This window comes from Leptospira levettii (assembly GCF_002812085.1).
Lineage (GTDB): Bacteria > Spirochaetota > Leptospiria > Leptospirales > Leptospiraceae > Leptospira_A > Leptospira_A levettii.
Genome location: NZ_NPDM01000001.1, coordinates 103,746 through 116,910 on the forward strand (window position 1 = coordinate 103,746; position 13,165 = coordinate 116,910).

Annotated in this window: 13 protein-coding genes and 1 tRNA gene; 5 read left to right on the top strand and 9 right to left on the bottom strand. The window is 38.6% G+C overall.

All coding sequences use genetic code 11. From position 1 onward, the window contains the following. The first annotated feature begins 13 nt into the window (after positions 1 to 13). Complete coding sequence (locus CH354_RS00450; protein WP_100716421.1) at positions 14 to 1,960, top strand: M3 family metallopeptidase; 1,947 nt, start codon at positions 14 to 16, stop codon at positions 1,958 to 1,960. On the opposite strand, the gene CH354_RS00455 is transcribed toward CH354_RS00450, so the two are convergent. Both CH354_RS00455 and CH354_RS00460 read right to left on the bottom strand, forming a co-directional pair. Continuing rightward, positions 1,931 to 2,506, bottom strand: coding sequence for an SCO family protein (locus CH354_RS00455; protein ID WP_100766256.1), 576 nt, complete (start codon positions 2,504 to 2,506; stop codon positions 1,931 to 1,933). The two genes, CH354_RS00450 and CH354_RS00455, sit on opposite strands and share 30 nt — an antisense overlap. Then, positions 2,503 to 2,844 carry a copper chaperone PCu(A)C gene (locus CH354_RS00460; protein WP_238760647.1) on the bottom strand — a complete coding sequence of 114 codons (342 nt, stop codon included), beginning with the start codon at positions 2,842 to 2,844 and terminating at the stop codon, positions 2,503 to 2,505. Before CH354_RS00460 ends, CH354_RS00455 begins: the two co-directional genes overlap by 4 nt. A gap of 103 nt (positions 2,845 to 2,947) precedes the next feature. Between CH354_RS00460 and CH354_RS00465 the strand changes: the two genes are divergently transcribed. Continuing rightward, complete coding sequence (locus tag CH354_RS00465) at positions 2,948 to 3,967, top strand: alpha/beta hydrolase (protein WP_100728655.1); 1,020 nt, start codon at positions 2,948 to 2,950, stop codon at positions 3,965 to 3,967. On the opposite strand, the gene CH354_RS00470 is transcribed toward CH354_RS00465, so the two are convergent. After that, positions 3,947 to 5,848 carry a hybrid sensor histidine kinase/response regulator gene (locus CH354_RS00470; RefSeq protein WP_100726357.1) on the bottom strand — a complete coding sequence of 634 codons (1,902 nt, stop codon included), beginning with the start codon at positions 5,846 to 5,848 and terminating at the stop codon, positions 3,947 to 3,949. The genes CH354_RS00465 and CH354_RS00470 overlap by 21 nt on opposite strands. Before the next feature lie 23 nt (positions 5,849 to 5,871). Here CH354_RS00470 and CH354_RS00475 point away from each other — a divergent pair, with 23 nt between their 5' ends. From CH354_RS00475 to rktP, 3 genes are all read left to right on the top strand, one after another. Beyond that, positions 5,872 to 6,141 (top strand): Sec-independent protein translocase subunit TatA/TatB, encoded by a 270-nt coding sequence (locus tag CH354_RS00475; protein ID WP_100716416.1) that lies wholly within the window; start codon positions 5,872 to 5,874, stop codon positions 6,139 to 6,141. 71 nt (positions 6,142 to 6,212) lie between these two features. Next, entirely contained in the window at positions 6,213 to 6,929 is a 717-nt protein-coding gene (tatC, locus tag CH354_RS00480; RefSeq protein WP_100716440.1) for a twin-arginine translocase subunit TatC, read from the top strand. After that, positions 6,926 to 8,026 carry an Arg-Lys translocation region protein phosphatase RktP gene (gene rktP, locus CH354_RS00485; protein WP_100726356.1) on the top strand — a complete coding sequence of 367 codons (1,101 nt, stop codon included), beginning with the start codon at positions 6,926 to 6,928 and terminating at the stop codon, positions 8,024 to 8,026. The genes tatC and rktP overlap by 4 nt, the downstream gene beginning before the upstream one ends. Here the strand turns inward: rktP and bla are convergent. The 6 genes from bla to CH354_RS00515 all read right to left on the bottom strand — a co-directional run bounded on the left by bla (position 8,003) and on the right by CH354_RS00515 (position 13,089). Continuing rightward, positions 8,003 to 8,779, bottom strand: coding sequence for a subclass B1 metallo-beta-lactamase (gene bla / locus CH354_RS00490; RefSeq protein ID WP_100726355.1), 777 nt, complete (start codon positions 8,777 to 8,779; stop codon positions 8,003 to 8,005). The two genes, rktP and bla, sit on opposite strands and share 24 nt — an antisense overlap. Before the next feature lie 13 nt (positions 8,780 to 8,792). Beyond that, positions 8,793 to 10,073, bottom strand: coding sequence for an ATP-dependent Clp protease ATP-binding subunit ClpX (clpX, locus tag CH354_RS00495; protein ID WP_100716413.1), 1,281 nt, complete (start codon positions 10,071 to 10,073; stop codon positions 8,793 to 8,795). Between the two features lie 12 nt (positions 10,074 to 10,085). Further along, the gene (clpP, locus tag CH354_RS00500) at positions 10,086 to 10,688 is read right to left on the bottom strand and encodes an ATP-dependent Clp endopeptidase proteolytic subunit ClpP (protein ID WP_100716412.1); all 603 of its coding nucleotides are present in this window, start codon (positions 10,686 to 10,688) and stop codon (positions 10,086 to 10,088) included. Between the two features lie 3 nt (positions 10,689 to 10,691). Next, positions 10,692 to 12,038 carry a trigger factor gene (gene tig / locus CH354_RS00505; RefSeq protein ID WP_100716411.1) on the bottom strand — a complete coding sequence of 449 codons (1,347 nt, stop codon included), beginning with the start codon at positions 12,036 to 12,038 and terminating at the stop codon, positions 10,692 to 10,694. A 62-nt stretch (positions 12,039 to 12,100) separates the two neighbouring features. Then, a tRNA-Gly gene (locus CH354_RS00510) sits at positions 12,101 to 12,172 on the bottom strand. A gap of 254 nt (positions 12,173 to 12,426) precedes the next feature. Next, on the bottom strand, positions 12,427 to 13,089 hold the full coding sequence (locus CH354_RS00515) for an arylesterase (RefSeq protein WP_100726354.1): 663 nt from the start codon (positions 13,087 to 13,089) through the stop codon (positions 12,427 to 12,429). Positions 13,090 to 13,165 lie beyond the last annotated feature (76 nt).

The following is a 13,165-nucleotide window of genomic DNA, read 5'->3' on the forward strand; positions in this document are numbered from 1 at the left end:
CTAAGAGGTACAGATGTTTCCAGAATTTCATTCCGACAATTTATCACAAAAAGAATCGACCATTTTAAAGAAAATGGAGTCGAACAAAGAATTCATCCAATCTCTTCTCAAAAAAAGTCCCCTCTCATTTCAAAATTTTTTGAAACCATACCAAAGGATACAAACAGAACTTGGGGATTTGGTTACTGAAGTATCACATATTAACTCAGTTAAAAATAATGAAGAAAGCCAAACAATTTACAGTCGATTGTTGCCTAAACTAAGTGAATATTATACAGACTTAGGACAAAATGAAGAAATTTATGCAGCCCTACTCAAAATCCAATCCACTGACAAATCACTCAATGAAGAACAAAAAAAAGTTTTAGAGAATGAAATTCGAGATTTCCAATTGTCAGGTGTTGGACTCAATCCAACGACAAAGGAAGAACTGAAAAACATCCGTATCCAGTTATCTGATCTTACCAACCAATTTTCTCAAAATGTGCTAAACGCAACAAATGCTTTTGCCCTTTATTTGAAAGAGGAGGATGTAAAAGGAATTCCAGAAAGTGACAAAAATTCAGCCAAACAAGAAGATGGAACCTATAAGTTTACACTTCATTTCCCATCTTACATTGCTTATATGACTTATGGCGAAAACCGAAAGATCAGAAAAGAACTTTATGATGCCTATTGTACAAGGGCTCCAGAAAATGGTGCACTCATTGAAACAATTTTAGATTTAAGAGACAAAGAAGCAAAACTTCTAGGATTTGAAACCTATGCACATTTGAGTTTGGCTACAAAAGTTGCCAACACTCCAGAAGAAGTGATAACGTTTCTCGACCACTTAGCAGAAAAAGCGAAACCGATTGCAGAAAAAGAATACACAGAGATCAAATCTTTCGCTAAAAAAATGGGAGAAACTCAAGTGGAACCTTGGGATCTCACTTACTATTCAGAAAAATTAAAAAAAGAATCTTTTTCGTATGACGAAGAAATTTATAGACCATTTTTGGAAAAAGAAACTGTCATTCATGGAACCTTTCAATTTTTGGAGCAACTGCTTGGCGTTAAGTTCCAAGAAGTGAAAACAAGTGTATGGGAACCGTCAGTCCTTTGTTATGACTTGGTTGTGGAAGGGGAAACTCGTTCCCGTTTATACTTAGACTTGGAAGTGCGAAGTGATAAAAAAGGTGGGGCATGGATGCACAACTGGAAACCCCATTTCAAAGACGAATCTGGCAATACAGAACTTCCCATCGCCTTTGTCGTAGCAAGTTTTCCAAAAGCAACCGCCACTCAACCAAGTTTACTTAGACCAAGTGATGTTGTTACATTGTTTCATGAATTAGGACATGCACTCCATCATTTACTTTCTAAAGTGAATGAAGCATTTGTGAGTGGAGTCAATGGAGTAGAATGGGATGCGGTAGAATTTCCTTCTCAATTTCTCGAAAACTTTGTCTATGAACCAAAGGTATTACAACTGTTTGCGAAACATTACCAAACAAAAGAACCGATTCCCAACTCTTATATCGAGACAATGGTGAAAGCAAAAAACTTTATGTCTGCCATGGGAGTTGTTCGACAAATCGAATTTGCAAAATTTGATATGTTGGTTCATAAAGAAAAACCAAACGAAGCCAGAGTTCAAGAAATATTAAACCAAGTTAGGAAGGAAATAGCTGTTGTTGTTCCTCCTTCGTATAACAAATTCCAAAACTCGTTCACTCATATCTTTGCAGGTGGTTATGCTGCAGGTTATTATTCTTATAAATGGGCGGAACTATTGTCTGCGAATGCATTTTATTCATTTGTAGATAAAGGAGTGTTTGATTTAGAACACGCTTCCCATTTCAGAAAAACTGTTTTGGAAAAAGGTGGTTCTGCCAATGCCATGAATCTTTTCCGTGATTTTTATGGAAAAGATCCAGACATCCAAGCATTACTTCGATTGAACGGAATTGCTGCTTAAAGCCAAAATCGTTTTGGAAATTACCTCTTTCCCATCGGTTGACTTGATGAGTTTTCGAGTTTTCCTTTGGGAATCCAAAACATAAAGATACGTCGAGTGATCAAAAGCCAAACCATCTTTCGTTTTTTCCACATAAGCAGCATATTGTTTTAACAATCGATTGGTTGTACTCGGATCAAAACTATAACCAATCGAATTGGGAATATAAAACTGAACATACTTCGTTGCGGTTTCTGTAGAATCCCTTTCTGGATCGATAGAAACAAACACTACACGGAAATTTTTCTTTTCCATTTCAGAAAAATGTTCTGTCGCAGATTTGATTTTTGCCAATGTATTCGGACAAAAATCAGGACAATATGTATAACCAAAAAAAACAAGTAAAACAGGCTCACTGAAATTTTTGAAATTCACATTCGTTCCCGATTTGTCCAAGGCTTCAATATTTCCACCTATTGGAAGTTCTGTGAGTTCAATTGCCGAACCACATTGTAGAATATTAAATAAAAGGAATATGGCAAAACTAAGAACTAAAATTTTCTTCATAATGATTTTTTCTCCACAACGTGTTTTTGAACCAACCCATTTGAAAAATGAATTTGAATCAAAAGTTCACCACTTGAATTTTCTTTCTCATATAACATAAGGTGTGTGCCGTTGCGTGAAAGTTCAATTGATTCCTTTGGTTTTATAACGATCGGATAGTCTATTTTTCTCATCCTCATGATCCCTTCTTTGTCCGTGGTAATCGTATGGAATTCAACAGTTTTGTATTGGTTACTAGAAACGGAAAGGATGGAAACATCAGAATCAGTTGGATTTTGGATGGTTCCATAAACAGCAGTTGTTTTTGCTACATCAGGCACGATGGGAGTCCAGAACATATGTTCTTCATTCGTTTTGTGACAGAAAATGAACAAATTGACTTGAATTAGAAACAGAATTCCTAAATTTGTAGTATTTACCTTTCGTAACAAGAGAACCTCGATGAGATTAATAATCAAATGGGTGACCGCAATCACTCTCATTCTTTCTTCCTTTCTACTATCCACTTACAATTGGTCTACTGGTGAATACAATTATGATTCCACTCGAAAATTCGAAAATTTCGAAAGCTTTTACCAAAATGAACTTGAGATCAGTAAAAAAGAAAATACAAAACCCAATAATGAAGAATATTTAATCCGAGTTTCAGATGAACCTACACCAATTGCAATTTTATACCTACATGGATTTGGTGCAAGCCGAGGTGAAGGGGAAGAAGTCACAAACAAACTGAGCGAATACTTTGGTGCCAATACTTATTATGTACGCCTGCCTGGCCATGGAACAAATATCGAAGACCACCTCAACACTCCATTCCAAAAATACTTACAAGACGCAGAAGATAGTTTACTTTATTCGAAAGAATTAGGACACAAAACAGTAGTTATCGGAACAAGTATGGGGGGAAACATTGCAACTTACCTTGCCGCAAAACACCCAGACTTAATTGATAGTTTAATCCTCGCGTCTCCTTTTTATGATTTTGATGATCCCACAGCTCACATCTTCCGATTATATTGGGGAAAATCTTTCATAGATGCCATCAAAGGTGAAATTCGAATTTCTAAAACTGATCCAAAGGATGAATCCGCTAAGTATTGGTATTTGGACCAATACTACGGTGCCATTCAAAATATTTTGGATCTAAAACGATTTATGGATAAAGAAAATCCTTACCCAAAGGTTAGCACACCTACCCTTTTAATGTATTATTATAAATCCGAAAGAGAACATGATTTTGTTGCTTCCATAAAAGCAATGTTAGATGTATTCGACAAAATCCAAAAAGGACCAAATGCCAATCCTAAAAACCGATTATTAAAAATCGAAGATGGGGCTCATGTCCTTCTTTCCAAATATGTAAAGTCTGACAAAACACTGATCGAAAAGGAAATGATCCAATTCATCAAAGAGACTACGGGTGCTGAAGAATTCAAAAAATCAAAGAAATCCAAACGATAACAGAATCGATTCGTATAATTCATCAACGGATATTGGTTTGGACCGAACCAATATCCCTTCTTTAGAAAGTTCTTCTGCGTCTAACCCATCCATATTTCCTGTATACAAAACAGCAGAAACATCAGCTGATAATTGTTTGATCTTACGAATCATAACAAGGCCACTCATTTCTCGTAAACGATAATCTGATAAAACGAAATCAGGAATCTCTTCATTCAAATATTGGATCGCTCCTGAAGAAGTTGAAAAAACTTTTGGTTTGATTTGTTTTTGAGATAAAACAAAGCAAATTGCCTCACTTGCTGCCTCGTCATCTTCCACGATCCAAATTTTTTTCTTTGAGATTTCAGACCAAACATCTTTTGGTTTTGGTTCGGGATTCAATTTGTATGGATTGTGGACAGCTATTGACTCCTCCAAAGGTAAGTAAATGAATACCTTTAATGTCATGGGGTCTGGTTTGTCTAAATAAAACTCACCTCCCCAATTCTTCACATAACGATTGATTAAATGGATTCCAGTCCATTGGAAATCCTCATCTCGAAAATTTACCAAATCCAAGGTGGTTAATTCCGATAAACCGGGTAAGGACAATCCTGTAAATTCCAAGGAAATGAGTAACCTTACTTCATCCATGGGTTGTGTTTGGATTTGGACAAGTCCACGTTTCCTATCATCCCAAACAAAAATACCGCCTGAAGTTAATTCACATAAAATTTTAGAAAACTGAACAACATCAACTTTTGTCATCAAAGGTGTTTTGAAAAAATCGAATTGTGCTTCTACGTTTTTAGGTAATCCAGCAACAAGTAATGGAATCGTGGACTCCACAACCGATGATATATCAATTTTGGAAACAGAATGTTCATTTTTTGTTTTAGAATAATCGATAATTCGATGAATCATCGAACGAGCATTATCTGCACCCATTCGAATTTTTTCAAGATAATCAAGAATTTGGTTTTGGTCAAATTTCCCTAAAGTGATTTGTTCTTTTCCAAGTTGTGAAAAGACATGGATTGGTTGTAAGTAATTATTAAGGTCATGTGCTATATTGGTAGCAAGACTTCCAATGGTTTCCATTTTTTGAGAGTGTAACTGATAGGATTCTAATTGTTTTTTTTCAGTGACATCATCCAAAAATACATAATAAAAATCTGGTTTTCCTTGTGAATTACGGAACGCACTAATTCGTCGGTAAACATTGATTCGTCGGCCATCCTTTCGAGTGAGCTTAGATTCTTCTGCACCTTCTTTGAAAAAACTAAAGTATTCCATTTCTTCATCGGAAATGGGTTCCCCTTTGATCCTACGAATATTAAGGTCTGTTAGGTTCTGAAAACTATACCCAGTGATTTCTGTGAACCTTGGATTGATACGAAAATAACCACCTTCCCAGTCTTGTAATGCCATACCCACAGATGCGTTTTCAAAAAGACCTAGGAAAAATTGGATTTGTTCTACTATATTGATTTCATTTGTTTTTTCATTTGTGACGTCTCTCACAAACACAAGATCTAGAACTGAATCCACTCCAGGAATGTTCACTTTTCTTTTTTCAAACTGGAACCAGCGAACAAGCGTTTCGTTTGGCATCTGAAACCTATAATCCCCTACAATTTGTTCGCGATCATTTCGTTTGTTTGGAGAGAGGATCTGTTCTAAAAATGCTTCCTTGTCATCCTTAAATACCCAAGCAAGTAAATCAGATTCCAAACAATCTTTGCCAGGTTTTTTACATCCTAAATTATCCTTAAAAAACTCATTGGAAAATAAAATTTGGCCAGATTTGGGATCGGTGAGATACACACCCCCAGAAAATAGGTTTGGCAAGACCTTAAAGAATTCTATCATTCCGCTTGCTTCCAGATTCGTTTGCATAACTCTTGCCTTAAGAGGGAAATATGCCATCCAATCCGTTTTCTTTTCAAGCACCTATTGCTTTTTTTAATCTAGGACCGTGGGAGATTGCACTCATCGTATTTTTAGCCTTACTTTTTTTTGGTGGAAAACGATTGCCAAGCCTTGCCAAAGACTTAGGTTCCGGGATCAAGGAATTTAGAAAGTCACTCACTGGTCAAGACGAGGAACCGACTCAAACCAGTTTTCCTGTGGAAGAACCAAAACAGACGTCTCAGTCCAACGCAAAATCCACTAAAAAGAAAAAAGCTTAATTCCACCATTGGTCGACAAAAAAAGAACCGCACTACCACTGCCGGAAGATTCGGAAACCAGGGAAAAATATATGTCCCTGGGTGACCATTTAGAAGAACTTCGGCAAAGACTTATTTATTCCATCTTAGTCGTTTCTGTTTTTATGATTGGAACTTTGTACTTTGGAAGTGAGATCCATAGTATTCTCATCCAACCATACAAATCGGTGCTTGGGCCAGATGCCCATTTTTTCCAGATCCAACTCATGGCACCGTTTCTCATCTATTTGAAAACGTCCTTTATTTTGTCGGTCCTTGTTTCCCTTCCATTTTTACTCTACATCCTATGGGGCTTCATTGCTCCCGCGGTCAACCCAAGGACAGAAAAATGGGGAAAGTTCATCATTCTGTTTTCTACCTTACTCTTTTGGTCAGGCCTTGCTCTTTGTTGGTTTACTGTCTTCGAAAATTTTTTACGAGTGTTCCTAGTGGTCTTAAGACCAGATGGAGTGGATCCTTACCTTCCCATTGATGAATACTATGATTTGTTTTTTAACTTACACCTAGTCTTTGGGGCATCCTTTCAGTTACCGATTGTGCTGATTTTACTCGGTCGAATTGGTATATTATCTTCTAGGTTCCTGATTTCCCGATGGAGGGAAGCGGTTCTCATCATTGCAGTTGTCTCAGCAGTATTATCACCAGGGCCCGATGTTTTTTCGATGCTCATGTTACTATTACCACTTAGTTTTTTATTCTTTTTGTCTGCAATTTTAATGAGAGTATTGGAAGCCACTGATTCAAAATGAGTTACCGAGTTAAACTTCCCATTTTACTTGGAGTCATTAGTTTTTTATTTTTTTTCATTCATTTTTTATTTGCTGAATTCACATTCACACATTGGCAAAATCCAAAAGGTGAAAACACCCTTAACTTTAATTTAGTTGGGATTTATAGTTCTTTTCTTTTGGCATTGTGCATTAGTTTTATCGTATATTATTTTCTTGGATTTTTATACCAATACATCCTCCATATCATTTTTCATATCCAAGATAGCGAAAACCAAATCCCTAAAGACATACGTAACTTAAATCGTAACTCTGATGAGTACAAAATTTATAAATCAGTCATGTTCACTCTATTACAAGGTGAAGAGGGACTTGGAGAAGAACAATTTGAAAACAAGTTTGATTGGAAAACAATCCAAGCAACTTCCTTAAATAAACAAATTCCAGATATTAAAATCCCAAATTCACCTGGTTTTGATGTAGCAGTATTCCCGTCAGTGATGCGTTATGCGGGAGCTGATTACATTCGTATCGTACGCGCAAAAGATGGACTTTTTGGAATCATTGCAGGTCACATGGAACCTGGAATTTTAGAGTCTTCAGAAAAAATATTCATCCATGGCATTGTCTCTTCCTTTGGAGATGGACTTTTTTCTACGGAAGAATTACTGGAAAAACTAAAATTTGCCCTTCACCAATTTGCTTTTCTAAAATTAAAACTCTCTGCCTTTGTGATCCAAAACAAAGATGATAAAATGTCTTTTTTACATTACATGGATATGCCCATCTTCCAATTTTCTGATCATGGCATCCAAGTGATTGAAGGAAGTGGGGATGACCATTGGTATCCCAATCATAAACATCCAATCTCAATGGCAGATGGGATCGAAGTGGGAGATTATTTGGTTTGGGCAAGTGACAGAACTCTCACTCAGTTTGGACTCACATCATTTGAAATCATGGAAGAATTTGTGGACTACTTACTTGACCTAAGGCCTAGTTCTTCGAGACAAATGTTACTCGCCATTGCAAAAAAAATGAGTGCTCTAGGACGCGAACGAAACCTCACAAACCCAATGGAAAAACTTTCGATCTTAGTGGTTCGGCGAAACAAGTAACCGGATTGTATGACGGAGTAAATCGAGTTTCCCCCAATTTCCGTGCCCTGGCACAACCACCTCCGCATCTGGATACCGAGTGAGCACTCGTTTGACTGCGGATTCCCATTCCATCACATTGGCATCTCTCAGATTCCCTAAATCTTCCGCTTCCAAAGCTTTCACAAGGCACCCTCCAAAGAGGATATGTGTGTCTAGAAGCCAAACGACTATATTGTCTGGAGAATGCCCATGCCCTGGGTAAAACACTTCCACAGAAACATTTCCCAAGGACAAACGACTTTGGATGTCTAGGATGGGACTTGGAATTCCATATCCATTTTCCTTGGCTAATTTAGCTGTCAATTGGGTGCTATAAACAGGGATTTTCCTTTTTTGAAAGGATGAGACTCCCGCCATACGGTCGTCATGTGCATGAGTCAGAATGACAAAACCAATTTGTTTTTGAAACTTTGCCTGAATGGATTGGATGAGTTCTTCGGTTTGTGGTTCAGTCCAAGCAGTGTCTATGACAATGACACCCTTATTCGTCAAAACCACAAGTCCATTGGACGGATAGGTTTTTCCTTGGAAACTGCCAAAACTTTTGTGGATATAAACCGATTCTTTGATTTTGATCCATTCAATCGAGGATTCAATGGGTTTTGTGGTTGGGATTGGTGGACCAGTGGGAATCTCTTTTGCCGAATGGCATTGGATAAACCAAATACCAAACGACATATAAAACACCCAAAAGGAAACTTTTGTTCGCATGAGCAAACAGAATTTAGGCGATCTTTTCGATATCACCTTTTAGAATCGTAATCGGTGCTTCTTTTTTGAGAACGGTTTCGTCAGTGACAACCACTTCCAAAACATCCTTTCTAGATGGGATCTGGAACATGAGTTCCATCATGATCTCTTCCACGATCGCACGAAGTCCCCGTGCCCCACTTTCCCGTTTGATCGCTGTTTGCGCAATTGCTTCAATTGCAGATTCAGTGAACTTGAGTTTTACATTCTCAATATCAAACATCTTTTGGTATTGTTTGAGAAGGGAGTTTTTTGGTTCTGTAAAAATAGATTTTAAACTTTCAATCGTTAACTCATCGAGAGTGGCAATGATAGGAAGTCGTCCAATGAATTCTGGGATCAAACCAAATTTCATCAAATCATCAGGGATTACATGGTGTACCACCGATTCCCCTTCTTCGATTTTCCTTCCTTTGTCGTTTACCACTTCATTCGAGTGGAATCCAATTGATTTAACACCAACTCGTTGTTTGATGATGTCAGTAAGACCCACAAAGGCTCCCCCACAAATGAAGAGGATGTTTTTGGTTTCGACTGGGATGTATTCCTGGTGAGGGTGTTTACGTCCACCTTGTGGAGGCACATTGGCAACAGTTCCTTCAATGATTTTAAGAAGGGCTTGTTGGACCCCTTCTCCACTCACATCTCGGGTGATGGAAGCTGAGTCGGATTTACGAGAAATTTTATCAATTTCGTCAATGTAGATGATTCCCATTTCAGCACGTTTCACATCATTGTCAGCATTTTGGATGAGTTTGAGGATGATGTTTTCTACGTCCTCGCCCACATAACCTGCTTCCGTAAGAGCAGTTGCATCGACGATGGCAAAAGGAACCTTTAGAATCCTAGCGAGTGTTTGTGCGAGTAAGGTTTTTCCAGATCCAGTAGGACCAATGAGCATGATGTTGGATTTTTCCAATTCAACATCGCCCGCCTTACGTTCGTTATGGAAGATTCGTTTGTAGTGATTGTAAACGGCAACAGATAAAGCTTTTTTTGCTTGTTCTTGCCCAATCACATACTGGTCTAAGATTTTTTTGATTTCAGTTGGTTTTGGAATATCACCCACGATTGCGGTTTTTTCACCGCTTTGTGGTTCTTCTGCGATGATTTCGTTACATAAGGAAATACATTCATCGCAGATATAAACACCAGGACCTGCGACAAGCCTTCTTACTTCGTCTTGGGCCTTTCCGCAGAAAGAACAATGTAATTTTTCTCTGGAATTACCCGTTTGGCTTGCACGTTTGGTCATGGAGACGCCCCCTTAGGCTTGTGGCATTTGTTTGCGTTCTTGGATCACGTTGTCGATGATGCCGTATTCTTTGGCTTCATCTGCACTCATAAAGAAATTTCTTTCAGTGTCTTTGCGGATTTGGTCAGCAGACTTTCCTGTGTGTTTACCATAAAGATCGATGAGTTTGTCCTTAATCTTGATGATTTCTTTCGCGGAGATTTCAATATCAGATGCTTGCCCACCTGCTCCACCATAAGGTTGGTGTAACATAATTCGTGAATTTGGAAGGGCAGAACGTTTTCCTTTGGCACCACCAGCAAGTAAAAGAGCAGCCATAGAAGATGCCTGCCCAATACAAAGAGTTCTCACTTCTGGTTTGATGAGTTGCATTGTGTCATAAATCGCAAGTCCAGAACTCACATAACCACCAGGGCTATTGATGTAGAGATAAATATCTCTGTCTGGGTTTTCCGCTTCTAAAAACAAAAGTTGAGCGGAAATCACATTTGCATAGGTTTCGTCGATGGCAGAACCTAAAAATATGATCCGATCTTTTAATAACCGTGAAAAAATGTCGTATTGGCGTTCGCCACGGCTTGTTTGTTCAATGACATAAGGCATCAGTGTGGACATAGTTTACTCTTCTTTCCCGCTAAGAATTTTCTCAGCTTCTTCCGTTGAAATTGCTTTTGGCGATTTTTTCTCTACCTCAGCGTAAACAAACTCGTCGATTTTATCAAACAGGAATTTGTCACGGTAGTAGGTTTCCGCCTTCTGTTTTTGGACTTCTTTTTTGAGAGTTTCGGCAGGAATTCCTTGGGCAGACGCCTCTTTTTCGTAACCGGCCTCTACTTCCTCGTCAGAAATGACAATTTTATAGTCATCAGCGATTTTTTGCTTCAAAATGTAAGTTTGGATGCGTTTTTCAGCAGCTTTGGAGAAAGATTCCCTTACTTCTTTTTCTTCTTTTCCTAGGCGTTTTGCGTAGTCGGAAAGAGAAGTGACAGGAAGGCCAAATTCACGCATGAAGTTTTTGAATACAGTTTCTGTTTCTTCGTAAATGAGGGATTCTGGGATGATGAATTTGGATTCTTTGATGATTTCGTTGTAAGCATCATCTGTTGCACGTTTGGTGAGTGCATTTCCAAAAATCTCAAGTAACTGTTTTTTAGTTTTTTCTTTTAACTCTTGTAAGTTAGCAGAACCATCCACTTCGGAAGCAAAGTCATCATTGATTTCAGGGTATGTTACCTTGTAAATCGCAGTCACTGTTACTGTGTATATGATGGATTTTCCAGCAGACTCAGGAGATGCGGGATACACGTCTGGGTAAGTGAATGTAAACTCTTTTGTTTCATTCAGTTTCATTCCAAGGAGATTGGTCTCAAAACCTGGTGGGTTTTGGGGAGCACCCATTTGGAATTTTCCTGTTTGGTTTTGATCCGGGTATTCTTTTCCTGTTTCTTTGAACTTATAATTGATTTCGAGAAGGTCGGCTGCTTCAACCGGTTCGCCTTCTTCTTTCAAAGAATTACGAGCCATGTTTTTTTGGATTCCTTCCAATTCCTTTTGGATGTCTGCATCCGAAATTTTAATTTCTTTTGGTTGGATTTTGATTTTCTTTAACTTTGGTAAGGTGACTTCCGGTTTTGTATCGTAAGTGGCTTTTGCTTTTGCACCCGTATTTTTATCAAAGGTTTCCATTTGGAATTGTGGCAAACGGATTGGTTTGTGTTCCAATTTGTCAAAGAGGTCTGCCATTGCTTGGTTTAACATAATGTTGGCAGCATCGTCCATGACGGAGTCACCTAGGACTTTTTCCACCATATTGAGTGGTGCCTTGCCTGGTCGAAACCCAGGGATTTTTACTTTTTCAGCTGCATTTTTGTAAGCCTGTGAGTAGGCGGTGCGGACTTCGTCAGCGCTAAATTGAATGCTGAGGTCACAAGTTGCGTTGTTATTTTTTTTAGCCGTAAATTCCATCGTATTATATCCAGTGTAAAAAAAGAGAGTGTAGTGGAAAGAAAAAGAAGAAGACCTTCATTAGCGGGAAACGGGACTTGAACCCGCGACCCTCTCCTTGGCAAGGAGATGCTCTACCGCTGAGCTATTCCCGCAGAAGGTTTGTGAAACCATCATTTGGAACCTAATCAAATCGGCAAGGAAAAAAGTCGAAAAAGCATGAATGGAAATCCATCCCAATTGGGTTTGGAGATGAGTTCGGTTTCACTGGTGGGGGTATCCAGGTGGTGATGCCACCTAACAGAATCGTAACGGGCGGGATCAATTAGGCAAAGGAAAGGATTCTCGAGTTCGTTTTTTGTCGACGACTATCTCTCCATCCAAAAGGGACTTCGGAAGGAGAAGAATCTTATTTTTCTAAGAGGGGTTTGATATAGGGATACACCGTGTCCGCAACCAATTTGTGGCCGGCTTCCGTCGGATGGATACCATCCTTTTGGTTGAGTTTGCGAATGGTTGCCACTTTTTCTAAGATAAACGGAACAAGTGGAATGTTTTCTTCTTTTGCAAGTTCAGGATAAATCGTATTAAAAGCGGAGGCATATTTTTTCCCCATATTCGGTGTAGCCATCATACCAACTAACAAAATTTTGGTGTTCGGGTATTGTGATTTAATTTGTTTTACCATGGTTCGGAGGTTTTCTTTTGTGACTGTTGGGCTAATGCCTCGTAACATATCATTTGCACCTAATTCCAGAACAAAGATGGAAGGTTTTTCTGCGAGCACCCATTCCAATCTCCCAAGTCCTCCACTCGTTGTATCACCTGACACACCCGCATTGGTCATTTGGTAAGAATACCCTTCTGCATTGATTCGATTTGTGAGAACATGAGGCCATGCATCTTCATAATTCAGAAGGCCATATCCAGCAGTTAAGGAATCTCCAAAATAAAGAATCCTTTTGGTTTGATTTTCAGTGGGAATTCCCGTTTTCTTTTCGTTCTCTGGATTGGAAGGATTCCCACATTGGATGAGGAGTAACAGTGATAGAATTGTAATGAAGTAAGGCATCACTCATTAGATTGGTCTGAATCTAAGAAAATGCAAACATTTTTAGCGAACCAATTTGAATACCAAAACCAATTCC